22 protein-coding genes and 1 other RNA gene are annotated in these 21,410 nt (G+C 59.5%); 17 read left to right on the top strand and 6 right to left on the bottom strand.

Features of this window, described 5'->3' with window-relative positions; translation table 11 throughout:
* Positions 1 to 53: 53 nt before the first annotated feature.
* Positions 54 to 974: a GlxA family transcriptional regulator gene (locus AC3IP0_RS23570; RefSeq protein ID WP_489327834.1), complete on the bottom strand. Its 921-nt coding sequence runs from the start codon at positions 972 to 974 to the stop codon at positions 54 to 56.
* Positions 975 to 1,195: 221 nt separating this feature from the next.
* Here AC3IP0_RS23570 and AC3IP0_RS23565 point away from each other — a divergent pair, with 221 nt between their 5' ends.
* A complete protein-coding gene (locus AC3IP0_RS23565) occupies positions 1,196 to 2,332 on the top strand; it encodes an acyl-CoA dehydrogenase family protein (RefSeq protein ID WP_489326035.1) in 1,137 nt (378 codons plus the stop codon).
* 109 nt (positions 2,333 to 2,441) lie between these two features.
* Here AC3IP0_RS23565 and AC3IP0_RS23560 read toward each other — a convergent pair whose 3' ends face one another.
* Positions 2,442 to 3,482, bottom strand: a complete 1,041-nt coding sequence (locus AC3IP0_RS23560; RefSeq protein ID WP_489326034.1) for an NADP(H)-dependent aldo-keto reductase — start codon at positions 3,480 to 3,482, stop codon at positions 2,442 to 2,444.
* 245 nt (positions 3,483 to 3,727) lie between these two features.
* Here AC3IP0_RS23560 and rplM point away from each other — a divergent pair, with 245 nt between their 5' ends.
* The 7 genes from rplM to AC3IP0_RS23525 all read left to right on the top strand — a co-directional run bounded on the left by rplM (position 3,728) and on the right by AC3IP0_RS23525 (position 8,616).
* A complete protein-coding gene (rplM, locus tag AC3IP0_RS23555; RefSeq protein ID WP_007917032.1) occupies positions 3,728 to 4,156 on the top strand; it encodes a 50S ribosomal protein L13 in 429 nt (142 codons plus the stop codon).
* 14 nt (positions 4,157 to 4,170) lie between these two features.
* Entirely contained in the window at positions 4,171 to 4,563 is a 393-nt protein-coding gene (gene rpsI / locus AC3IP0_RS23550; RefSeq protein ID WP_003228056.1) for a 30S ribosomal protein S9, read from the top strand.
* A gap of 268 nt (positions 4,564 to 4,831) precedes the next feature.
* Positions 4,832 to 5,425, top strand: coding sequence for a ubiquinol-cytochrome c reductase iron-sulfur subunit (petA, locus tag AC3IP0_RS23545; RefSeq protein WP_046041913.1), 594 nt, complete (start codon positions 4,832 to 4,834; stop codon positions 5,423 to 5,425).
* Complete coding sequence (locus AC3IP0_RS23540; RefSeq protein WP_008045954.1) at positions 5,425 to 6,636, top strand: cytochrome b; 1,212 nt, start codon at positions 5,425 to 5,427, stop codon at positions 6,634 to 6,636. Before petA ends, AC3IP0_RS23540 begins: the two co-directional genes overlap by 1 nt.
* Positions 6,636 to 7,418, top strand: a complete 783-nt coding sequence (locus AC3IP0_RS23535) for a cytochrome c1 (RefSeq protein WP_489317178.1) — start codon at positions 6,636 to 6,638, stop codon at positions 7,416 to 7,418. The genes AC3IP0_RS23540 and AC3IP0_RS23535 overlap by 1 nt, the downstream gene beginning before the upstream one ends.
* A 150-nt stretch (positions 7,419 to 7,568) precedes the next feature.
* A complete protein-coding gene (locus AC3IP0_RS23530; protein ID WP_007972581.1) occupies positions 7,569 to 8,186 on the top strand; it encodes a glutathione S-transferase N-terminal domain-containing protein in 618 nt (205 codons plus the stop codon).
* A gap of 16 nt (positions 8,187 to 8,202) precedes the next feature.
* Positions 8,203 to 8,616 (top strand): ClpXP protease specificity-enhancing factor, encoded by a 414-nt coding sequence (locus AC3IP0_RS23525; RefSeq protein ID WP_007998247.1) that lies wholly within the window; start codon positions 8,203 to 8,205, stop codon positions 8,614 to 8,616.
* A 51-nt stretch (positions 8,617 to 8,667) separates the two neighbouring features.
* Here the strand turns inward: AC3IP0_RS23525 and AC3IP0_RS23520 are convergent, their stop codons facing one another.
* The 4 genes from AC3IP0_RS23520 to AC3IP0_RS23505 form a co-directional block, all read right to left on the bottom strand.
* Positions 8,668 to 9,246 carry a BON domain-containing protein gene (locus tag AC3IP0_RS23520; protein ID WP_008045952.1) on the bottom strand — a complete coding sequence of 193 codons (579 nt, stop codon included), beginning with the start codon at positions 9,244 to 9,246 and terminating at the stop codon, positions 8,668 to 8,670.
* Complete coding sequence (locus AC3IP0_RS23515) at positions 9,243 to 9,836, bottom strand: phosphoheptose isomerase (RefSeq protein WP_007972584.1); 594 nt, start codon at positions 9,834 to 9,836, stop codon at positions 9,243 to 9,245. Before AC3IP0_RS23515 ends, AC3IP0_RS23520 begins: the two co-directional genes overlap by 4 nt.
* Positions 9,837 to 9,939: 103 nt before the next feature.
* On the bottom strand, positions 9,940 to 10,302 hold the full coding sequence (locus AC3IP0_RS23510; protein WP_008045939.1) for a YraN family protein: 363 nt from the start codon (positions 10,300 to 10,302) through the stop codon (positions 9,940 to 9,942).
* Positions 10,302 to 12,113: a penicillin-binding protein activator gene (locus AC3IP0_RS23505; protein ID WP_489317177.1), complete on the bottom strand. Its 1,812-nt coding sequence runs from the start codon at positions 12,111 to 12,113 to the stop codon at positions 10,302 to 10,304. The genes AC3IP0_RS23510 and AC3IP0_RS23505 overlap by 1 nt, the downstream gene beginning before the upstream one ends.
* A 177-nt stretch (positions 12,114 to 12,290) precedes the next feature.
* Between AC3IP0_RS23505 and rsmI the strand changes: the two genes are divergently transcribed.
* The 9 genes from rsmI (at position 12,291) to mraY (ending at position 21,407) form a co-directional block, all read left to right on the top strand.
* Positions 12,291 to 13,196 (top strand): 16S rRNA (cytidine(1402)-2'-O)-methyltransferase, encoded by a 906-nt coding sequence (gene rsmI / locus AC3IP0_RS23500; protein ID WP_162130270.1) that lies wholly within the window; start codon positions 12,291 to 12,293, stop codon positions 13,194 to 13,196.
* 75 nt (positions 13,197 to 13,271) lie between these two features.
* An RNA gene (rnpB, locus tag AC3IP0_RS23495) (RNase P RNA component class A) lies at positions 13,272 to 13,625 on the top strand.
* 448 nt (positions 13,626 to 14,073) lie between these two features.
* Positions 14,074 to 14,529, top strand: coding sequence for a division/cell wall cluster transcriptional repressor MraZ (mraZ, locus tag AC3IP0_RS23490; RefSeq protein ID WP_007917012.1), 456 nt, complete (start codon positions 14,074 to 14,076; stop codon positions 14,527 to 14,529).
* Positions 14,526 to 15,473, top strand: coding sequence for a 16S rRNA (cytosine(1402)-N(4))-methyltransferase RsmH (gene rsmH, locus AC3IP0_RS23485; RefSeq protein ID WP_007972589.1), 948 nt, complete (start codon positions 14,526 to 14,528; stop codon positions 15,471 to 15,473). The genes mraZ and rsmH overlap by 4 nt, the downstream gene beginning before the upstream one ends.
* A complete protein-coding gene (ftsL, locus tag AC3IP0_RS23480) occupies positions 15,470 to 15,763 on the top strand; it encodes a cell division protein FtsL (protein ID WP_056726225.1) in 294 nt (97 codons plus the stop codon). Before rsmH ends, ftsL begins: the two co-directional genes overlap by 4 nt.
* The gene (locus tag AC3IP0_RS23475) at positions 15,763 to 17,502 is read left to right on the top strand and encodes a peptidoglycan D,D-transpeptidase FtsI family protein (protein WP_489319820.1); all 1,740 of its coding nucleotides are present in this window, start codon (positions 15,763 to 15,765) and stop codon (positions 17,500 to 17,502) included. Before ftsL ends, AC3IP0_RS23475 begins: the two co-directional genes overlap by 1 nt.
* Complete coding sequence (locus AC3IP0_RS23470) at positions 17,502 to 18,965, top strand: UDP-N-acetylmuramoyl-L-alanyl-D-glutamate--2,6-diaminopimelate ligase (RefSeq protein ID WP_489317175.1); 1,464 nt, start codon at positions 17,502 to 17,504, stop codon at positions 18,963 to 18,965. Before AC3IP0_RS23475 ends, AC3IP0_RS23470 begins: the two co-directional genes overlap by 1 nt.
* Positions 18,958 to 20,325 (top strand): UDP-N-acetylmuramoyl-tripeptide--D-alanyl-D-alanine ligase, encoded by a 1,368-nt coding sequence (locus AC3IP0_RS23465; RefSeq protein ID WP_489317174.1) that lies wholly within the window; start codon positions 18,958 to 18,960, stop codon positions 20,323 to 20,325. Before AC3IP0_RS23470 ends, AC3IP0_RS23465 begins: the two co-directional genes overlap by 8 nt.
* Complete coding sequence (gene mraY, locus AC3IP0_RS23460) at positions 20,325 to 21,407, top strand: phospho-N-acetylmuramoyl-pentapeptide-transferase (RefSeq protein ID WP_016773275.1); 1,083 nt, start codon at positions 20,325 to 20,327, stop codon at positions 21,405 to 21,407. The genes AC3IP0_RS23465 and mraY overlap by 1 nt, the downstream gene beginning before the upstream one ends.
* Positions 21,408 to 21,410 lie beyond the last annotated feature (3 nt).

Genomic DNA, 21,410 nt, shown 5'->3' with positions numbered 1-21,410 from the left:
AAGATTCTATGTGGACGCGAGCAGGCTCGCTCCCACATTCGGTTGGGGTTCGGCTACGCAGCCTGCTGAAACTGCTGCCGATACTGGTTCGGCGACAACTCCGTATGCTGGCGGAACAGTCGTGCAAAGAAGCTCGCATCGTCATAGCCAACTTCATAGCTGATGGTCTTGATGCTCTTGCGGCTGCCGGACAGCAGGCCCTTGGCGGTTTCGATGCGCAGGCGTTGCAGGTAATGCAGTGGCTTGTCGCCGGTGGCGGTCTGGAAGCGGCGCATGAAGTTGCGGATGCTCATGCCGTGTTCGCGGGCGACATCTTCGAAACGGAACTTGTCGGCGAAGTGTTCTTCGAGCCAGTGCTGGATCTGCAGGATGATCACGTCCTGGTGCAGCTTCTGCCCGCCGAATCCAATCCGTCCCGGTGAATAGTTGCGCTGCACTTCATAGAGGATGTCTCGGGCGACGGCCTGGGACACGTTGGCGCCGCAGAAGCGCTCGATCAGGTAAATGTACAGATCGCATGCCGAGGTGGTGCCGCCGGCGCAGTACAGGTTATCGGCGTCGGTCAGGTGCTTGTCCTGATTGAGCTGGACCTGGGGGAAACGTTCGGCGAAGGCATTGAAGAAGCGCCAGTAGGTGGTCGCTTCCTTGCCATTGAGCAGCCCGGCTTCGGCCAGCCAGAAAACTCCGGTGGCTTCGCCGCACAGTACGGCGCCGCGCGCATGTTGCTGGCGCAGCCAGGGCAGGACTTGCGGGTAACGCTTGCAGAGGCTGTCGAAATCGTCCCAGAACGCGGGAAGAACGATGATGTCGGCGTTTTCCAGCCCGCCATCCACCGGAATCATCACATCGCTGAAGGTATTGACCGGTTTGCCATCGGGGCTGACCAGGCGGGTTTCGAACGCCGGTGTCAGGCCCTGGCCCAGCTGTTTGCCGTAGCGCAGGCTGGCGAGGTGGAAGAAGTCCTTGGCTTGCATGAGGGTGGAAGCGAAAACCCGGTCGATGGCCAGGATGCTGACGCGCCGCAGGGGCGTGGAGGCTTGGTTAGACATAATTCAACTTTATTTTTATAGGGGGAAGTGGTCACCAGACGGCTGGATCGTCTTATTTTTTGTCGGATGTGTCCAGTGTCCTGTATCGGAAGCGAGGCATAGTCTCTGAAGGTCAACTCCTTCTAAAAACAAAGAAAAGGTGCCGCATGATCCCCAGAACCCTGTTCAGTTCCGAGCACGAGCTTTTTCGCGACAGCGTGCGGACGTTCCTCGAAAAAGAGGCGGTGCCGTTCCATGGGCAATGGGAAAAACAAGGCTATATCGACCGCAAACTGTGGAACAAGGCGGGGGAGGCGGGGATGCTGTGTTCGCACCTGCCGGAAGAGTACGGCGGCCTGGGGGCGGACTTTCTCTACAGTGCGGTGGTGATCGAAGAAGTGGGGCGGCTTGGCCTGACCGGCATCGGTTTTTCCCTGCACTCGGACATCGTGGCGCCGTACATCCTGCATTACGGCAGTGAAGCGCTGAAGCAGAAGTACCTGCCGAAACTGGTGTCCGGCGAGATGGTTACCGCGATCGCCATGACTGAGCCGGGCGCCGGTTCCGATCTGCAAGGGGTGAAAACCACGGCCGTGCTCGATGGCGATGAGTACGTGATCAACGGCTCCAAGACTTTTATCACCAACGGCTACCTGGCCGATCTGGTGATCGTCGTCGCCAAGACCGATCCGAAGGCTGGTGCGAAGGGCACCAGTCTGTTTCTGGTGGAAGCCAATACGCCGGGGTTCGACAAGGGCAAGCGCCTGGAGAAGGTCGGGATGAAAGCCCAGGACACCTCGGAGCTGTTCTTCCAAGACGTGCGTGTGCCCAAGGAAAACCTGCTGGGCCAGGCCGGGATGGGCTTTGCCTACTTGATGCAGGAATTGCCCCAGGAGCGCCTCACCGTGGCCATTGGCGGATTGGCTTCAGCCGAAGCTGCGCTGCAATGGACGCTGGACTACACCCGCGAGCGCAAGGCGTTCGGCAAGTCGATCGCGGATTTCCAGAATACCCGGTTCAAGCTGGCGGAGATGGCCACGGAAATCCAGATCGGTCGGGTCTTCGTCGACCGCTGCCTGGAACTGCACCTGCAAGGCAAGCTCGACGTGCCGACGGCGGCGATGGCCAAGTACTGGGGCACCGACCTGCAGTGCAAGGTGCTCGACGAGTGTGTGCAGTTGCACGGTGGCTACGGGTTCATGTGGGAGTACCCGATCGCGCGGGCATGGGCGGATGCGCGGGTGCAGCGGATCTATGCCGGCACCAATGAAATCATGAAGGAGATTATTGCGCGGTCGCTTTGATTGGCGCTGATGGTTGAAAAGATCGCAGCCTCCGGCAGCTCCTACACAGAATTGGCGTACACCCTGTAGGAGCTGCCGAAGGCTGCGATCTTTTCGTGGTCATGACAAATTATGGAGCCGGATTCGGATGATCCTTGTGAATCGCCTCGATCCCTTCCAGCACTTCCTCCGACAGCTTCAAGTCGAAACTGCCGATGTTGCTCTCCAGTTGCTCCATCGTCGTCGCGCCAATGATGTTGCTGGTCACGAATGGCTGCTGCGTCACGAACGCCAGGGCCATTTGTGCCGGGTCCAGACCGTGCTCGCGAGCCAGGGCCACGTAACGGCTGCAGGCAGCTTCCGACTGCGGGTTGAAATAGCGGCTGAAGCGACTGTAGAGGCTCAGGCGACCTTTTGGTGGGCGGGCGCCACCTTCGTACTTGCCCGACAGGAAACCGAACGCCAGCGGCGAATAGGCGAGCAGGCCGCATTGCTCGCGGATGGCGATTTCCGCCAGGCCGACTTCGAAGCTGCGGTTGAGCAGGTTGTACGGGTTCTGGATCGACACGGCGCGCGGCCAGCCTCGGGCTTCGGCCAGGGCCAGGAAGCGCATGGTGCCCCATGGCGTCTCGTTGGACAGGCCGATGTGGCGGATCTTGCCGGCGCGGACCTGCTCGTCCAGCGCTTCGAGGGTGTCTTCGAGCGGGGTCAGGTTGGCTTCGATCTTGTGCTGGTAGCCCAGCTGTCCGAAAAAATTGGTGCTGCGCTCCGGCCAGTGCAATTGATACAGGTCGATGTAATCGGTCTGCAGGCGCTGGAGGCTGGCGTCCACCGCTTCGGTGATGTGCTGGCGGTTGTGGCGCAGGTTTTTATCGCGAATGTAGTCGATGGTGTTGCCGGGACCGGCGATCTTGCTGGCCAGGATCCAGTCGGCGCGGTCGCCGCGACTTTTGAAGTAATTGCCGATGTAGCGTTCGGTGGTGGCGTAGGTTTCGGCCTTGGGTGGCACCGGGTACATCTCGGCGGTGTCGATGAAGTTGATCCCGGCACTCTTGGCCCGCTCAATCTGGGCGAAGGCGTCTGCTTCGCTGTTTTGCTCGCCCCAGGTCATGGTTCCGAGGCAGAGGGCACTCACGTTCAGATTGGTTCGGCCTAGCTGGCGATAGTCCATCGGGTGCTCCTTGGGCAAAACAATCATAAAAGCAGGTTGAATTATTTTTCGCAATCTGCATAATTGCGCACCTCTTTCTGCAGTGGAAGTGATGCGCCGCCGCCGAAGAATCTTGCCGTTGAACGGACGCGCCGACCCGAGCCCCCGAAAGCGTCTGTATCCGGCTGCCTTTGACTTGTCAAAGTACGCACTATTCAGTAAGATCCGCCGTCTAATTTACAGGGCGGCCCCTGAGGCTATAAAGAATGAAAACTTTTACTGCTAAACCGGAAACAGTAAAGCGCGACTGGTTTGTCGTCGACGCTGCTGGTCAGACCCTGGGTCGTCTGGCCACCGAAATCGCGAGCCGTCTGCGTGGCAAGCACAAGCCTGAGTACACTCCTCACGTTGACACCGGCGACTACATCGTCGTAATCAACGCTGAGCAGATCCGTGTTACCGGTGCTAAAACCACTGACAAAATGTACTACTCCCACTCCGGTTTCCCGGGCGGCATCAAGTCGATCAACTTTGAAAAGCTGATCGCCAAGGCCCCTGAGCGCGTGATCGAGACCGCGGTTAAAGGCATGCTGCCTAAAAACCCACTGGGTCGCGACATGTACCGTAAGCTGAAAGTCTATGCGGGCGCTGCACACCCACATACTGCTCAGCAGCCCCAAGAACTGAAGTTTTAACGGAATAGTACATTATGTCGGCGACTCAAAATTACGGCACTGGCCGTCGCAAGACCGCAACCGCACGCGTTTTCCTGCGTCCGGGTACTGGTAACATCTCCATCAACAACCGTTCGCTGGATAACTTCTTCGGTCGCGAAACTGCCCGCATGGTAGTTCGTCAGCCGCTGGAGCTGACTGAGACTGTCGAGAAATTCGACATCTACGTCACCGTGATCGGCGGTGGTGTGAGTGGTCAGGCTGGCGCAATCCGCCACGGCATCACTCGTGCCCTGATGGACTACGACGAGACTCTGCGCAGCGCCCTGCGTAAAGCCGGCTTCGTAACCCGCGATGCTCGTGAAGTTGAACGTAAGAAAGTCGGTCTGCGTAAAGCGCGTAAGCGTCCGCAGTACTCGAAGCGTTAATTCGCTTTCACGTTCAAAAAAGAACGCCCAGTTTCCTCACGGAGCTGGGCGTTTTTTTGTGTCTGCGATTTATCAAAGAATTGCGCTGTGACAACTTGCCACATCCGCAGACGCCCTATACTACAAGGCTTGGGGGTGAGGGGCTCGGGTAATTACCTTGTCAGAATTGGGGCTTTTCATTACCATTCGGCAAAATTTTTATAAGTACATAGTTTTACTTAGTAGATGCCTGATTTAACAGGCCACAAAGCTGATGGGAGAGGACTGAATGAGCAATGACGGCGTGAATGCAGGCCGGCGTCGCTTCTTGGTAGCAGCCACATCCGTGGTGGGTGCTGCAGGAGCGGTGGGGGCTGCGGTCCCGTTCGTGGGGTCATGGTTTCCCAGTGCCAAGGCGAAAGCCGCAGGTGCACCGGTGAAAGTGAATGTCAGCAAGATCGAGCCAGGCCAGCAGATGATTGCTGAGTGGCGCGGCCAGCCGGTGTTCATCGTCCGCCGTACACAGGAAATCCTGGGGAATCTGAAGAAGATCGAGGGCCAGCTCGCTGACCCGACCTCCAAGAACTCGACACAACCGACTTACGTTGATCCGGAAACCCGTTCGATCAAACCCGAGGTCCTGCTGCTGATCGGTATCTGCACGCACCTGGGTTGCTCGCCGACCTTCCGTCCCGAAGTGGCACCTGCGGATCTGGGTAAAGACTGGGTAGGCGGCTATTTCTGCCCTTGCCACGGTTCCCACTACGATCTGGCTGGTCGCGTCTACAAGTCGCAGCCTGCGCCTTTGAACCTGCCAGTTCCCCCGCATTCCTATGAGACCGATGAAATTATTATCATTGGCGTCGATACGGAGAAAGCGTGATGAGCAAGTTCATGGATTGGGTTGATGCACGCTTTCCCGCCACCAAAATGTGGGAAGACCATCTCAGCAAGTACTACGCTCCGAAAAACTTCAACTTCTTCTATTTCTTTGGCTCCCTGGCGCTGCTCGTTCTGGTCAACCAGATCGTCACCGGTGTCTGGCTGACCATGAGCTACAACCCGTCGGCGGAAGAGGCGTTCGCTTCCGTCGAATACATCATGCGTGACGTCGAGTACGGCTCGATCCTGCGTCTGCTGCACTCCACCGGCGCTTCGGCGTTCTTCATCGTGGTCTATCTGCACATGTTCCGTGGCCTGCTCTACGGTTCGTACCAGAAGCCGCGTGAGCTGGTGTGGGTCTTCGGCATGCTGATCTACCTGGCGCTGATGGCCGAAGCCTTCATGGGCTACCTGCTGCCGTGGGGCCAGATGTCCTACTGGGGTGCCCAGGTGATCATCTCGCTGTTCGGTGCGATCCCGGTCATCGGCAACGACCTGACCCAGTGGATTCGTGGTGACTACCTGATTTCCGGTATTACCCTGAACCGCTTCTTCGCCCTGCACGTGGTTGCCCTGCCGATCGTTATCCTGGGTCTGGTGGTGCTGCATATCCTGGCGTTGCACGAAGTCGGTTCGAACAATCCGGACGGCGTGGACATCAAGAAGCACAAGGACGAAAACGGCATACCGCTGGACGGCATTGCCTTCCACCCGTACTACACCGTGAAAGATATCGTCGGCGTGGTGGTGTTCCTGTTCATCTTCTGCTCGATCGTGTTCTTCTTCCCGGAAATGGGCGGCTACTTCCTCGAAAAGCCGAACTTTGAAGTGGCGAACGCCTTCAAGACCCCAGAGCACATCGCTCCGGTCTGGTACTTCACCCCGTTCTACGCCATCTTGCGTGCGATTCCGGACAAACTCCTGGGCGTGATCGCCATGGGTGCGGCCATTGCTGTGCTGTTCGTCCTGCCGTGGCTGGACCGTAGCCCGGTCAAGTCGATGCGCTACAAGGGCTGGCTGAGCAAGATCTGGCTCTGGGTGTTCTGCATCTCGTTCGTGATCCTGGGTGTGCTGGGCGTATTGGCCCCAACCCCTGAGCGTACGTTGCTGTCGCAGGTATGTACCTTCCTGTACTTCGCCTACTTCATTCTGATGCCGTTCTACACCAGGCTTGAGAAGACCAAACCGGTTCCGGAAAGGGTGACTGGCTGATGAAAAAACTATTTGCTGTATTGATGCTTGCTGCGCTGCCGGTGTTTGCTTTCGCAGCCGAGCACGGTGGCCCCGAGCTGGAAAAAGTCGACATCGACGTTTCCGATAACGCAGCCATGCAGGACGGCGCGCGTACGTTCGCCAACTACTGCATGGGTTGCCACAGTGCCAAGTTCCAACGCTATGAGCGTGTTGCCGACGACCTGGGCATTCCCCATGAGTTGATGCTGGAGAAACTGGTATTCACTGGCGCCAAGATCGGCGACCACATGAGTATCGGCATGCAGCCAGCGGACGCCAAGGCCTGGTTTGGCGCAGCGCCGCCTGACCTGACCCTGGTTGCCCGTGTTCGCGGCACCGACTGGCTCTACGGTTACCTGAAGTCGTTCTACGAAGATCCTTCGCGCCCATGGGGCGTGAACAACAAGGTCTTCCCGAACGTGGGCATGCCTAACGTCCTGGCCGGCCTGCAAGGTCGCCAGGTGGTTGGTTGCAAACAGGTTCAGATCGTCGAAGACGGCAAGAAGCAATTTGATCCGTTGACTGGCACGCCATTGACTCATGAGGCGTGCGATCAACTGACCATCGTGCCGAAAAGCGGTGCCCTGACTGCAGAGCAGTTCGATGAGAAGGTCAAGAATCTGGTAACCTTCCTGGCTTACTCGGCTAACCCGGTTAAGCTGCAACATCAGCGCATCGGTACGTATGTATTGTTGTACCTGGCGTTCTTCTTCGTCTTCGCTTACCTGCTCAAGCGCGAATACTGGAAAGACGTGCACTGATAAAGCTTCAAGCTATTGCTGTTAATCGCGCGCGCCCAAGGGCGCCTCTGAAAATGTAGCGAAACTGGTGATCCAGTCGTTACGGGAGGCGCCCTCTGGGCGCGCTCGTTTTTGAGCTTTCGATAATTTCTACAAGCGAGGAGGATCGCCATGGGCGTGACCAATCGGTTGGCCTGTTACTCCGACCCCGCCGACCACTATTCCCACCGAGTGCGCATCGTACTGGCAGAGAAGGGTGTCAGCGCCGAGATCATTTACGTGGAGGCTGGTCGCCAGCCACCTAAACTGATTGAAGTGAACCCTTACGGCAGCTTGCCCACACTGGTCGACCGCGACCTGGCGTTGTGGGAGTCGACTGTGGTGATGGAATATCTGGATGAGCGTTACCCGCACCCGCCGCTACTGCCGGTTTATCCCGTGGCGCGTGCCAACAGTCGCCTGCTGATACACCGCATTCAGCGAGACTGGTGTGGTCTGGTGGACCTGATTCTGGATTCGCGGACCAAGGAGGCGGCCCGTGCCGTGGCTCGAAAAGAGTTGCGCGAAAGCCTGACGGGTGTGTCGCCACTGTTTGCCGACAAACCGTTTTTCCTCAGTGAGGAACAAAGTCTGGTGGATTGCTGCCTATTGCCAATACTCTGGCGATTGCCGATTCTGGGTATAGAACTGCCGCGGCCTGCCAAGCCGCTGCTTGATTATATGGAGCGCCAGTTTGCGCGTGAGGCTTTCCAGGCGAGTCTGTCTGGTGTCGAACGCGACATGCGCTAAGGCTTAAGGAGCCGTTATGAACTCCAGTCGACCTTATCTGGTCCGTGCGCTCTATGAGTGGATTGTGGACAACGATTGCACCCCGCACATGCTGGTCAATTCCGAGTATCCGTCGGTGCAGGTGCCTCAGGGGTTTGCCAGTGACGGACAGATCGTCCTGAACGTATCGCCACAAGCCGTGCGTCATTTGCACATGGATAACGAGGCGGTCAGTTTCGAGGGGCGCTTTGGTGGCGTACCACACACCTTGTACGTGCCAATTGCTTCGATCCTGGGTATCTACGCCCGGGAGAATGGCCAGGGCATGGTGTTCGATCTGGAGTCGCCGATGGGCGAGGACGACGAGATCGAGCCGGATGACGATCTTCCACCACCCGACAGCGAGCCTCCGCGTCCAAGCGGTCGCCCCAGTCTGAAAGTGGTGAAGTAATAAAAAAGGCGATCCAGATGGATCGCCTTTTTTATTGCGTGGGATTGCAGGTCAGTCGATGTACTCGAACAACTTCACAATCTTCTGCACGCCGGATACGCCCTGAACCAGGTTGGTCGCCTGCGCCGCTTCCTGCTTGGTCAGCAGGCCCAGCAAGTAGACGATGCCGTTTTCAGTGACAACCTTGATGCGCGAGCCAGGGATGTTCGCATCGGCGAGCATCTGGGTCTTGATCTTGGTGGTCAGCCAGGTGTCGTTCTGGCGTGCCAGCAACGAGGAGGGCGGCAGGACTTGCAGTTCGTTGTGCACCTGTTTCACGCGCTGGACAGCGGCGGCGGCCTGTTCGGCCTTGGCCTTGAGGTCCGCGCGTGGCGTTTGCCCGGCGAGCAGCACGACACCGTTGAAGCTGGTGACGACGATGTGCGAATCCTTATCCAGGGCCGGGTCGGCCTTGGCGATGTTCACGCCGACCTTGGTGTCGATCAGGGAATCGTCGATCTTGCTGCCCAGTGTGCGAGTGCCGCGGTCATCTTCAATCGGTGCTTCACGGCTGGCGGTCACCACCGAGGTGCAGCCGCTGATGCCGAGGCACAGGGTCAAGGCCAGTAGGCCAAGGCGATTAGGGGTCATTCTTCACTCCCGAACAATTGGCTGTCGATCAAGTCGCAAAGGCAATGGATCGCCAGCAGGTGGACTTCTTGAATACGAGCGGTGACGTTGGCCGGTACGCGAATCTCGACGTCCTCGGGCAATAGCAGCGACGCCATGCCGCCGCCATCACGCCCCGTCAATGCTACGACAATCATTTCGCGATCATGTGCGGCCTGGATCGCTTGAATTATGTTGGCCGAGTTGCCGCTGGTGGAGATGGCCAGCAACACATCGCCCGGTTGGCCGAGTGCACGAATCTGCTTGGAGAAGATTTCGTTGTAGCTGTAGTCGTTGGCGATCGAGGTGATTGTCGAACTGTCGGTCGTCAGGGCGATGGCCGGCAGGCTCGGACGCTCGCGCTCAAAGCGATTGAGCAGCTCGGACGAGAAGTGCTGGGCATCGCCGGCAGAGCCGCCGTTGCCGCAGGAAAGCATTTTGCCTTCGTTGAGCAGGGCGTTGACCATGACCTGGCTGGCTTGCTCGATGTGCGGTGCAAGTACTTCCATCGCCTGTTGCTTGGTGTCGATACTGGCCTGAAAAAGCTGGCGAATTCGCGATTGCATGTCCATCTGTGTGACCTTAAGTAGCGCGGCTGTTCGGCACGTGAATGTGCAGCCCGCAAAGCAAAGAGCAAAAGTGTGGGTGATAGTGTCCGGTTCGCAATGCCGGCGATCAGCCGTCGAAGGCATTCTGTAGCCAGTTCAATTGATCGAGGTTGCTGTCGATGGCAATCACGTCGAAGCGGCAAGGGGAATTGGCCCAGCGCGGCTCGCGCTGAAGAAAATATTGCGCGGCGAAAATCAGTTTTTGCCGTTTGCGCTCATCGATGCTATCGAGCGCGCCACCCCATTGAGTGTTTTTTCTGTAGCGGACTTCGACGAATACTACTGTATCGCCATCTAGCATGACCAGATCAAGCTCGCCGCGTTTACACAACCAGTTCTGCGCCAGCAGGCGCAGACCCTGTTGTTGAAGATGCTCGAGCGCATGGCGCTCGGCATCCTTGCCGCTTTGCTGGCGTGACCTGTCGGGCATCAGCGAGCGGTGTCCGGCAGGCGCTGAACCTGGCCATTGGCGAACTCGGCCCATGGCAACTGGCGCACGACCCGCTGACTCTGAGACATGCCAAGGCTGCCCGACTCACCGTCGATGCGGCTGTCCGGCAGGGACTTGAGCTGGCCCAGGCGTGGCGCCAGGCGATAAGCGTCCACACCCATTGCATACAGGCGCCCCAGGCTGCCGGCGGCTTGTGGCCACTGGGCGGTGACCTGGCGGCGCAGTGGATCATTGGCGTCCAGCAACCATGGCGTCTCGCAGAAGCGAATGCCATTCATGTCGTTGTACTGGTTGACGTCGCCGCTGGCGCTGAACACGTGGGAGGTGGCGTAGACCGGAACATCGCCTGCGTACTGGAAGTTCAGGGTCGGTTTGATCTGCTGGGCCTGTTGCGGTGTCGCGGCGAGGAAAATGAACTCGATGTCCTGGCGGCGCGATGGCTGGGCGGCCACTTGCGAGCCAACGGTGCTTTGCAGGCTCTTGGCGCGACCTTCGCTCTGGCGCAGCTGGAACATGTCGGCAATCTGCTGGGCCAACTGGACCGGCTGGTCGACGCGTTCGGTGGCGACGATGGTGCCGCCATTGGCTTGCCAATCCTGGCTGAACGCCTTGAGTACGCGGTCGCCCCACTCACCTTTCGGCACCATGATGGCTGCGCGATGCAGGCCGTCGGCGCGAGCGCGGCGCGACACTTCGCGAGCTTCGTCTTCAGCGGCAAGGCCGAACTGGAACAACTGCGCCGGGCCTTGATCGCCCTCGCTGTAGTTCAGTGCCAGGGTGGTGATCGGCAATTGCGGGCGAGTGCTCAACTGTTTGACCAGCGGCTTCTCCAGCGGGCCGACGACCAGTTGCACGCCATCGGCCTGGGCCTTGCGGTAGAACTCGTCCATGGAGGTCAGGCGCGAGCTGTCATAGAACTCGATGGCAGGTGGTTTCTGCCCGGCCTGTTGGGCCTGGTAGTGAGCGGCCATGAAGCCGTCGCGCAGCGCTTTGCCAACCGAGGCCAGTTGGCCGTCCTGAGGCAACAGCAGGGCGATCTTGCTCAGGGGCTGGCTGGCCAGCTCCTTGAGTTGGGTCAGTGGCTGCGGTAATTGAATGGCTGCCGGGTGCTTCGGATTCTGCGCGCGCCAGTTGTCGATGGCGGCCTGTTGCTGCTCCAGGGTGCCGGCGGATTTCACTGCCTGCGCCAAGGCCATCCAGCCGCCGAGATCGTCGGTGGTGTTTGGCTGCAACTGATTGGTCGGCAGCGAAGCGATCAGGGTCCAGATGGCTTCGTGGTTTTTGCTCGCGGCTTCACCTTCGAGCATCGGGGCGATGAAAATGCGCTGGCGAGCGGCGGCGAGGGTCTGGCCATCGGCTTCAAGTGCGCGGGCGTGAACGGTGCCGGTGCGGACCTGTTGTTCGTCGGGCAGTTCGCTCAAGTATTGCAGGCTTGGGTGGCTCAAGGCGGCCAGTGCGGCCTTGGGCTGATTGCGGGTCATGGCCAGTTCAGCCGCCAGGGTGTTGGCGAAAACCTGTGGGCCCGGCTTGAGCTGTTCGACAGGAACCTGTTGCAGGATTTGCGCGGATTGGCCGGCATTACCCTGGCGATAGGCCAGGTCGGCAGCGCTCAAGCGCAGCAGGGCGGCATCTTCCGGTGATTTGCTTTGGGAGGCCTTCTCAAGCAGTTGCTCGATACTGGCATCCGGTGTCCGTGGAAGTTCGCCAAGGCTGGACGAGGGCGAGCTGGCGCAAGCCGCCAGCAAGGCAGCGAGGCAGAGGGCAGATAACAGCCGCAGGCAAGCGATCATGTAAGCGTTCCTGATACTCGATCAAATTAGCGTGGAATTGTACCCAAGCACTGGCCGGGGCGCGATGTTACTGGCGTGAATCGATCAATTTAGCTGGTGTAAATGTTGCGCCAGCGCACAAACGGTCGCCGATACCTCGTTTGCTTGCGGGTATCGTGAGTCTCGCTACGCGCTACAATGGCGACTTTTACCGATCATGAGGTGTGCGCTTTGACTGCTCCAGGTGCTTTGAATTCCGCTGCTGGCTCGCTTTATGTGGTGGCGACGCCCATCGGCAACCTGGATGACATCAGTGCGCGGGCGCTGAAGATCCTGCGTGAAGTGGCCTTGATTGCCGCGGAAGACACCCGTCATTCCCAGCGCTTGATGCAACACTTCGGCATCTCGACGCCATTGGCGGCCTGCCATGAGCACAACGAGCGGGATGAAGGTAGTCGCTTTATCACTCGCCTGCTTGCCGGTGACAACGTGGCGTTGATCTCGGATGCCGGGACGCCGCTGATTTCCGATCCGGGTTATCACCTGGTACGGCAGGCCCGGGCGGCGGGCATCAATGTGGTGCCGGTTCCGGGTGCCTGCGCGTTGATTGCCGCGCTGTCGGCAGCAGGGCTGCCTTCCGACCGATTCATTTTCGAAGGTTTTCTGCCGGCCAAGGCGGTGGGGCGGCGTGCGCGTCTCGAACAGGTAAAGGAAGAACCTCGTACATTGATCTTCTATGAGGCCCCGCATCGCATCCTGGAATGCCTGCAGGACATGGAGCTGGTGTTCGGTCCCGAGCGCCCGGCACTGCTTGCCCGTGAGCTGACCAAGACGTTTGAGACCCTCAAGGGGCTGCCGCTGGCCGAGCTGCGCGAGTTTGTCGAGTCGGACAGCAATCAGCAGCGCGGCGAGTGCGTGGTGCTGGTGGCGGGCTGGTCCGCGCCCGAGGAGGAGGGTGCCGTCAGCAGTGAGGCGATGCGCATCCTCAACCTGTTGCTCGAAGAAATGCCGCTCAAGCGTGCAGCGGCTTTGGCGGCGCAAATCACCGGCGAGCGAAAGAATGTGCTGTACCAGATCGCGCTGGATCAGCAGAAGGGCGAGTAAAACCCGACGCACAGGCGTGCTCAATGGCGCTTGGCGCTTGTTCTTCGGGCGCTGTGCCGGTAACCTTCGCGGCGGAGAGTCGATCGGACAGTCGCTGCCCTCTATGAAAATTAGGGGGGGGAGGAAAGTCCGGGCTCCATAGGGCGAAGTGCCAGGTAACGCCTGGGAGGCGTGAGCCTACGGAAAGTGCCACAGAAAATAACCGCCTAAGCGCTTCGGCGCCGGTAAGGGTGAAAAGGTGCGGTAAGAGCGCACCGCACGTCTGGCAACAGTTCGTGGCTAGGTAAACCCCACTTGGAGCAAGACCAAATAGGGTCCCAAGGCGTGGCCCGCGCTGGGACCGGGTAGGTTGCTAAAGATGTCCAGTGATGGCCATCGTAGACGAATGACTGTTCAAGACAGAACCCGGCTTACAGATCGACTCTCCACCTTTTTCTCCTCTCTGCTTAATTTTTTGGGCAGAGTGTGTCGGTGGTAGCAATTTCCCTCCTGCACCATCGTCAGGAGAAGTGGTTTTGTGATATCGATTGGCCCGCGCTTGTAGTGATTGCATAAACTCCACGCAGCACCGGTTTCCCTCCTTACACAATCATCCGCAGAACCTCTTTTGTAATACCAAAAAAATCTTACTCTTAATAAATTACTTTAACTTTCGAACGCAGCCTTCTGTGCTGATTCAAGTTATCGGTCAGTTTCATCTGCCGGATTCTCGTTACCCCTCCGTTAATGCTCCTAAATCTCAGTTCTGTAAGGGTTTTCCTTTAATCCGCGCCTTGACGGTGTGGTGGGCGCATTCCTATAGTGTGCGTAAGTGGCGGAAAGTGGCATGAAGTGGGTTTTTTGAACTCAAAACGCTAGAATTTGGAGAAACGCTGACGTGTTTCGCGGAGCTAACGCTATCAGTCTCGATGCAAAGGGCCGTCTCGCAATGCCGAGCCGGTACCGTGACGAGCTCGATTCGCGCAGCTCCGGTCAATTGATCGTGACAATTGATGCCGTTGATCCTTGTTTGTGTGTTTACCCCCTCGATGAGTGGGAAATTATTGAAACCAAACTGCGCGCACTACCTTCGCTTCGCGAAGAGAACCGCCGCCTGCAACGTTTACTGATTGGTAATGCCGTCGACCTCGAGCTCGATGGCAGTGGTCGTTTTCTGGTTCCGCCGCGTCTTCGTGAATATGCCAAGTTGGATAAGCGCGCGATGTTGGTAGGCCAACTGAACAAGTTCCAATTGTGGGACGAGGATGCCTGGAACGCGGTTTCTGCCGCTGACCTGGCTGCCATTCAACAACCGGGCGCTATGCCTGATGAACTGCGTGATTTGATCCTGTGACTATTGATAGCGGCTTTAACCACATCACCGTACTGCTTGACGAAGCCGTCGAGGCTCTCGCCGTACGTCCTGATGGCTGCTATCTGGACGGCACGTTCGGGCGCGGCGGACACAGCCGGTTGATCCTCAGTCAGCTCGGTCCCGATGGTCGGTTGCTCGGATTCGATAAAGATCCACAAGCGATTGCCACCGGGCAGACGCTAGCGGCCGAAGACGGCCGCTTTGTCGTTGTGCAGCGCAGCTTTGCCGAGCTCGGTTCGGAAGTCGCCGAACGCGGTCTGGCCGGCAAGGTCAGCGGCGTGCTGCTGGATCTGGGCGTGTCTTCGCCACAGCTCGACGATCCTGAGCGCGGCTTCAGTTTCCTCAACGACGGCCCGCTGGACATGCGCATGGATCCGTCCCGTGGCATCAGCGCCGCTGAATTCGTCAACACCGCGCCCGTGGAAGAAATCGCCCGGGTGTTCAAGGAATACGGCGAAGAGCGTTTCTCCGGCCGCATGGCCCGTGCCGTGGCCGAGCGCCGCGACATCAAGCCATTCGAGCGCACAGGTGACCTGGCAGAAGTCCTGAAGGTCGCCAACCCGGCGTGGGAAAAGGGCAAGAACCCTGCAACCCGCGCGTTCCAGGGCCTGCGTATTCACGTCAACAACGAACTGGGTGATCTGGAAACCGGCCTCGAAGCCGCGCTGGAATGCCTGGAAGTGGGCGGTCGCCTGGTGGTGATCAGCTTCCATTCGCTGGAAGACCGTATCGTCAAACTGTTCATGCGCAAGCTGGTGAAAGGCGAAGCCGACAACCTGCCGCGCAACCTGCCGGTTCGGCATGTCGCTTTCGAACCGAAAATTAAAGTCCATGGCAAAGCGCAGACGGCCTCCGACGCCGAACTCAAAGCCAACCCACGTTCCCGTAGCGCTGTCATGCGTGTGGCGGAGAAGCTGCGGTGAGCAGGCTTTTCGCCAAGCCATTGCCCGGCGGAAGCTTCTTCATGCTGCTGCTGTTTGTCGGCGTGCTCGTGTCGGCCATCGGCGTGTCCTACAGCGCGCACTGGAACCGTCAGCTATTGAATTCGCTGTACAACGAACTGAGCGTGCGCGACAAGGCGCAGGCGGAGTGGGGCCGGTTGATTCTGGAGCAGAGCACTTGGACCGCCCACAGCCGTATCGAAGTGCTGGCCACCGAACAATTGAAAATGCACATCCCCGGTGCCGCTGACGTGAAAATGGTGGCGCCATGATGAAACTCGAAGGCGCGCTCTTCCCGTGGCGGTTCCGTCTGGTGCTGGGTTTACTCGGCATCATGGTGGCCGCGATTGCCTGGCGCATCATCGATTTGCAAGTGGTCGACCGTGCCTTCCTCAAAGGTCAGGGCGATGCCCGCAGTGTTCGTCATATTCCAATTCCGGCTCACCGTGGTCTGATCACCGACCGTAACGGCGAGCCTTTGGCAGTGAGTACTCCGGTCACCACCCTTTGGGCCAATGCCAAGGAAATGCAAACGGCCAAAGAGAAGTGGCCAGCATTGGCCGCTGCGCTGGGGCAAGACCCTAAAGCTTTGGCCGAGCGCCTTGAAGCGCAAGCCAATAAAGAATTCATTTATCTGGTGCGCGGGCTGACGCCTGAGCAGGGCCAGGCGGTGCTCGATCTGAAAGTGCCAGGCGTCTATGGCATCGAAGAGTTCCGCCGTTTCTATCCGGCCGGTGAAGTGACCGCGCATATGGTCGGCTTTACCGACATCGATGACCATGGAAAGGAAGGTATCGAGCTGGCCTATGACGAATGGCTGGCCGGGGTGCCGGGTAAACGACAAGTCATCAAAGACCGGCGCGGCCGGTTGATCAAGGATGTCCAGGTCACCAAAAACGCCAAGGCCGGAAAGCCCTTGGCGTTGTCCATTGACCTGCGCCTGCAATACCTGGCCAATCGCGAACTGCGTAACGCGATCATCGAGAACGGCGCCAAGGCCGGCAGCCTGGTGATCATGGACGTGAAGACCGGCGAGATTCTCGCGATGGTCAACCAGCCGACCTACAACCCGAACAACCGCCGCAACCTGCAGCCGGCGATGATGCGTAACCGCGCGATGATCGACGTGTTCGAGCCAGGCTCGACCATGAAAGCGATCTCGATGAGCGCCGCCATCGAAACCGGCCGCTGGAAACCGAGCGACACGGTCGAGGTGTATCCGGGCTCCCTGCAGATTGGCAAGTACACCATCAAAGACGTTTCCAAGACCGAAGGACCGGTGCTCGACCTGACCGGCATCCTGATCAATTCCAGTAACGTCGGCATGAGCAAGGTCGCGTTCGATATCGGCGGCGAAACCATTTTCCGTCTGGCGCAGAAAGTCGGTCTCGGCCAGGACACCGGCCTGGGCTTCCCGGGCGAGCGCGTCGGCAACCTGCCGAACTACCGCGAGTGGCGCAAGGCCGAGACCGCAACGCTGTCTTATGGCTACGGTGTTTCCGTGACCGCGATCCAGCTGGTCCACGCCTTCTCGGCCCTGGCCAACAACGGTCGCCTCGCACCGCTGACCCTGATCAAGACCGACAAGGCGCCGCAAACCACCCAGGTGTTGCCGGAGGCCGTCGCGAAAACCATGCAAGGCATGCTGCAACAAGTGATCGAGGCTCCGCGCGGTGTGTTCCGTGCGCAGGTACCGGCGTATCACGTGGGCGGCAAGTCGGGTACTGCGCGTAAAACCTCGGTCGGCACCAAGGGTTACGCCGAAAACTCCTACCGTTCGCTGTTCGCCGGCTTCGGCCCGATGAGCGATCCGCGTTACGCCATCGTGGTGGTAATCGACGAGCCGACCAAGGCTGGTTACTTCGGCGGCCTGGTTTCCGCGCCGGTGTTCAGTCGCGTGATGTCGGGCACCCTGCGCCTGATGAACATTACGCCGGACAACCTGCCACCTACTCAACAAGCGAACGCAACACCGGTCGTTCCGCTGAAAGCCAATGGAGGGCGCGGCTGATGTCTCTGAGCCTGAACAAGATTTTCCCTCACGCCGGCCACGATCTGCTGATTCGCGAGCTCGCCCTGGACAGCCGCAATGTGCGCGCAGGTGATCTGTTCCTCGCCGTGCCGGGCGGGAAATTCGATGGGCGCGCGCATATTGCCGACGCCTTGCAGCGCGGTGCTGCCGCGGTGGCCTATGAAGTAGAAGGCGCCACGGTCCTGCCGATCACTGAAGTGCCGCTGATTCCGGTCAAGGGGCTGGCGGCCCAGCTGTCGGACATCGCCGGGCGTTTTTATGGCGAGCCGAGCCATCACCTGAACCTGATAGGCGTGACCGGTACCAACGGCAAGACCAGCGTGACTCAACTGGTTGCCCAGGCACTGGACCTGCTCGGCCAGCACTGCGGCCTGGTCGGCACGCTCGGTTCGGGTTTCTACGGCGCACTGGAAAGCGGTCTGCACACCACGCCGAACCCGATTGCCGTGCAAGCGACTCTGGCGGACCTGAAAAAGGCCGGCGCCAAAGCCGTGGCGATGGAAGTTTCTTCCCATGGTCTGGACCAGGGCCGCGTGACTGCACTGGCGTTCGATGTGGCAGTGATGACCAACCTGTCCCGCGATCACCTGGATTATCACGGCACCATGCAGTCTTACGGCGAAGCCAAGGCCAGGCTGTTTGACTGGAATGACTTGAAATGCCGCGTGGTCAACCTCGACGACGAGTTCGGCCGGCAACTGGCCGCCGACAAGCGCGAGTCGCGGTTGATCACCTACAGCCTGGAAGATTCCAGCGCCTACCTGTATTGCCGTCAGGCGCAATTCGACGACGAAGGCGTGCGCGCCACGCTGGTCACGCCACAGGGCGAGCACCACTTGCGCAGCACCTTGCTTGGTCGCTTCAACCTGAGCAATGTCCTGGCGGCGGTCGGGGCGTTGCTCGGTCTGGATTACGCCCTGGACGAAATCCTCAAGGTACTGCCGAAGCTTGAAGGCCCTGCCGGGCGCATGCAGCGCCTGGGCGGTGGCTCGCAGCCGCTGGTGGTGGTCGATTACGCCCACACCCCGGATGCCCTGGAAAAAGTGCTGCTGGCCCTGCGTCCACACGCCAAGGGCCGGTTGCTGTGCCTGTTCGGCTGTGGCGGCGACCGTGATCGAGGCAAGCGTCCGTTGATGGCCGAAGTGGTCGAGCGCCTGGCCGATGGCGTGCTGGTCACCGACGACAATCCGCGTACTGAAGACCCGGCAGTGATTTTCGATGACATCCGCGCCGGTTTCACGGCTGTGGATAAAGTGGAGTTCGTTGCCGGTCGTGGTCAGGCGATTGCCCGGCTGATCGCCAGTGCCTCGGTGGATGACGTGATTGTCCTGGCCGGTAAAGGTCACGAGGACTATCAGGAAATCAACGGCGAGCGTCATGCCTTTTCCGATCTGGTCGAGGCCGATCACGCTTTGACCGCGTGGGAGGTGGCCCATGCTTAAGGCCTTGAAACTGAGTGAACTGACCGGTGCGCTGAGTGCTCGCCTGGTGTCCGTCGATGCCAGCTTCGACGGCGTCAGCATCGACAGCCGGGCGATCAAGCCGGGCCAACTGTTCATTGCCCTGACCGGTCCGCGTTTTGACGGTCATGACTATCTGAATGAAGTCGCCGCCAAGGGCGCCGTGGCTGCGCTGGTCGAGCGTGAAGTCGCTGGCAGCACGCTGCCGCAGTTGCTGGTCAGCGACACTCGCCAGGCCCTGGGCCAGTTGGGCGCGCTGAATCGTGCCGCCTACACCCATCCGGTTGCGGCAATCACTGGTTCCAGCGGCAAGACCACGGTCAAGGAGATGCTTGCGAGCATCCTGCGTACGCGCGGTGCAGTGCTGGCCACCCGTGGCAACCTGAACAACGACCTCGGCGTGCCGCTGACCTTGCTCGAACTGGCGCCGGAACACACCGCTGCCGTGATCGAGCTGGGTGCTTCGCGCCTGGGCGAAATTGCCTACACAGTCGGCCTGACCAGGCCGCACGTGGCCATCCTCAACAACGCCGGGACCGCCCACGTCGGCGAGTTCGGCGGTCCGGAAAAAATCGTCGAAGCCAAGGGCGAGATTATCGAAGGGCTGGATGCCGATGGCGTCGCCGTTCTCAATCTCGACGACAAGGCATTCGGTATCTGGAAGGCCCGCGCCGGTGATCGCAAAGTGCTGACGTTTGCGTTGAGCAATTCCAGCGCCGATTTCCATGCCAGTGATCTGGCCACCGATGCCCGCGGTTGCCCGGCCTTCAACCTGCACAACCCTGAAGGTGTGGAGCGTGTTCAACTGAACCTGCTCGGCACCCATAACGTCGCCAATGCCATGGCTGCCGCCGCTGCCGCCCATGCCCTGGGTGTGTCGCTGTCCGGGATCGCCACCGGCCTTGGCGCGGTGCAGCCGGTCAAGGGGCGCACCGTCGCGCAACTGGCCAGCAACGGCATGCGCGTGATCGATGACACTTACAACGCCAACCCCACCTCCATGTGCGCTGCCGTTGATATACTGGCCGGCTTTTCCGGTCGCACCGTCCTGGTGCTCGGGGATATCGGCGAGTTGGGCGAATGGGCGGAGCAGGGGCACCGCGACGTGGGCGAATACGCCCGTGGCAAGGTTTCTGCGCTGTACGCCGTCGGGCCAATGATGGCTCACGCCGTGAACGCATTCGGTCCACAGGCTTTTCACTTCAGCACGCAGGCTGAGCTGATCAAGGCCCTGGGCGCCGAGCAAGATACAAACACCACCATTTTGATCAAGGGGTCGCGCAGCGCTGCGATGGAAAACGTCGTCGCCGCCTTGTGCGGGTCCAGTCTGGAGAAACATTAATGCTGCTGCTGCTAGCGGAGTATCTGCAACAGTTCTACAAAGGCTTCGCGGTCTTCCAGTACCTGACCCTGCGCGGGATTCTCGGTGTACTGACCGCGCTGGTCTTGTCGCTGTGCTATGGCCCATGGATGATCCGCACGTTGCAGAACCGTCAGATCGGTCAATCCGTTCGCAACGACGGCCCGCAGTCGCACCTGTCCAAGTCGGGTACACCGACCATGGGCGGCGCGCTGATTCTGTCGTCCATCGGTGTCAGCACCCTGCTGTGGGCTGACCTGAGCAACCGTTACGTCTGGGTCGTGTTACTGGTGACCCTGTTGTTTGGCGCTATCGGCTGGGTCGACGACTACCGCAAGGTCATCGAGAAGAACTCCCGTGGCTTGCCGAGCCGCTGGAAGTATTTCTGGCAATCGGTATTCGGCCTGGGCGCGGCGATCTTCCTTTATATGACTGCCGCCACGCCGGTGGAAACCACGCTGATCCTGCCGATGCTGAAGGATTACAGCATTCCGCTGGGCGCCGGTTTCATCGTGCTGACCTATTTTGTGATCGTCGGTTCGAGTAACGCGGTCAACCTGACCGACGGCCTCGACGGCCTGGCGATCATGCCGACCGTGATGGTCGGCGGTGGCCTGGGCATTTTCTGCTACCTGTCGGGTAACGTGAAATTCGCCGAATACCTGCTGATTCCTTATGTACCGGGCGCCGGTGAGTTGATCGTGTTCTGTGGCGCGTTGATCGGAGCTGGCCTGGGCTTCCTCTGGTTCAACACCTATCCGGCACAGGTCTTCATGGGTGACGTCGGCGCACTGGCGCTGGGCGCGGCCCTGGGCACCATCGCGGTGATCGTCCGTCAGGAAATCGTCCTGTTCATCATGGGCGGCGTATTCGTGATGGAAACCCTGTCCGTCGTCATTCAGGTCGCCTCTTTTAAACTGACCGGTCGCCGCGTATTCCGCATGGCGCCCATTCACCACCACTTTGAACTCAAGGGCTGGCCCGAGCCGCGCGTGATCGTCCGTTTCTGGATCATCACCGTGATTCTCGTGCTGGTCGGCCTTGCCACCCTGAAGCTGAGGTAGAAA

This window comes from Pseudomonas sp. GL_103 (assembly GCF_057835175.1).
This window is presented reverse-complemented; position numbering and strand designations above follow the sequence as displayed.

Coding starts and splice junctions, on each gene's coding strand:
- AC3IP0_RS23570 (WP_489327834.1), bottom strand. CDS start 974: ATGCAAGCCAAGGACTTCTTCCACCTCGCCAGCCTGCGCTACGGCAAA.
- AC3IP0_RS23565 (WP_489326035.1), top strand. CDS start 1,196: ATGATCCCCAGAACCCTGTTCAGTTCCGAGCACGAGCTTTTTCGCGAC.
- AC3IP0_RS23560 (WP_489326034.1), bottom strand. CDS start 3,482: ATGGACTATCGCCAGCTAGGCCGAACCAATCTGAACGTGAGTGCCCTC.
- rplM (WP_007917032.1), top strand. CDS start 3,728: ATGAAAACTTTTACTGCTAAACCGGAAACAGTAAAGCGCGACTGGTTT.
- rpsI (WP_003228056.1), top strand. CDS start 4,171: ATGTCGGCGACTCAAAATTACGGCACTGGCCGTCGCAAGACCGCAACC.
- petA (WP_046041913.1), top strand. CDS start 4,832: ATGAGCAATGACGGCGTGAATGCAGGCCGGCGTCGCTTCTTGGTAGCA.
- AC3IP0_RS23540 (WP_008045954.1), top strand. CDS start 5,425: ATGAGCAAGTTCATGGATTGGGTTGATGCACGCTTTCCCGCCACCAAA.
- AC3IP0_RS23535 (WP_489317178.1), top strand. CDS start 6,636: ATGAAAAAACTATTTGCTGTATTGATGCTTGCTGCGCTGCCGGTGTTT.
- AC3IP0_RS23530 (WP_007972581.1), top strand. CDS start 7,569: ATGGGCGTGACCAATCGGTTGGCCTGTTACTCCGACCCCGCCGACCAC.
- AC3IP0_RS23525 (WP_007998247.1), top strand. CDS start 8,203: ATGAACTCCAGTCGACCTTATCTGGTCCGTGCGCTCTATGAGTGGATT.
- AC3IP0_RS23520 (WP_008045952.1), bottom strand. CDS start 9,246: ATGACCCCTAATCGCCTTGGCCTACTGGCCTTGACCCTGTGCCTCGGC.
- AC3IP0_RS23515 (WP_007972584.1), bottom strand. CDS start 9,836: ATGGACATGCAATCGCGAATTCGCCAGCTTTTTCAGGCCAGTATCGAC.
- AC3IP0_RS23510 (WP_008045939.1), bottom strand. CDS start 10,302: ATGCCCGACAGGTCACGCCAGCAAAGCGGCAAGGATGCCGAGCGCCAT.
- AC3IP0_RS23505 (WP_489317177.1), bottom strand. CDS start 12,113: ATGATCGCTTGCCTGCGGCTGTTATCTGCCCTCTGCCTCGCTGCCTTG.
- rsmI (WP_162130270.1), top strand. CDS start 12,291: ATGGCGACTTTTACCGATCATGAGGTGTGCGCTTTGACTGCTCCAGGT.
- AC3IP0_RS23475 (WP_489319820.1), top strand. CDS start 15,763: ATGAAACTCGAAGGCGCGCTCTTCCCGTGGCGGTTCCGTCTGGTGCTG.
- AC3IP0_RS23470 (WP_489317175.1), top strand. CDS start 17,502: ATGTCTCTGAGCCTGAACAAGATTTTCCCTCACGCCGGCCACGATCTG.
- AC3IP0_RS23465 (WP_489317174.1), top strand. CDS start 18,958: ATGCTTAAGGCCTTGAAACTGAGTGAACTGACCGGTGCGCTGAGTGCT.
- mraY (WP_016773275.1), top strand. CDS start 20,325: ATGCTGCTGCTGCTAGCGGAGTATCTGCAACAGTTCTACAAAGGCTTC.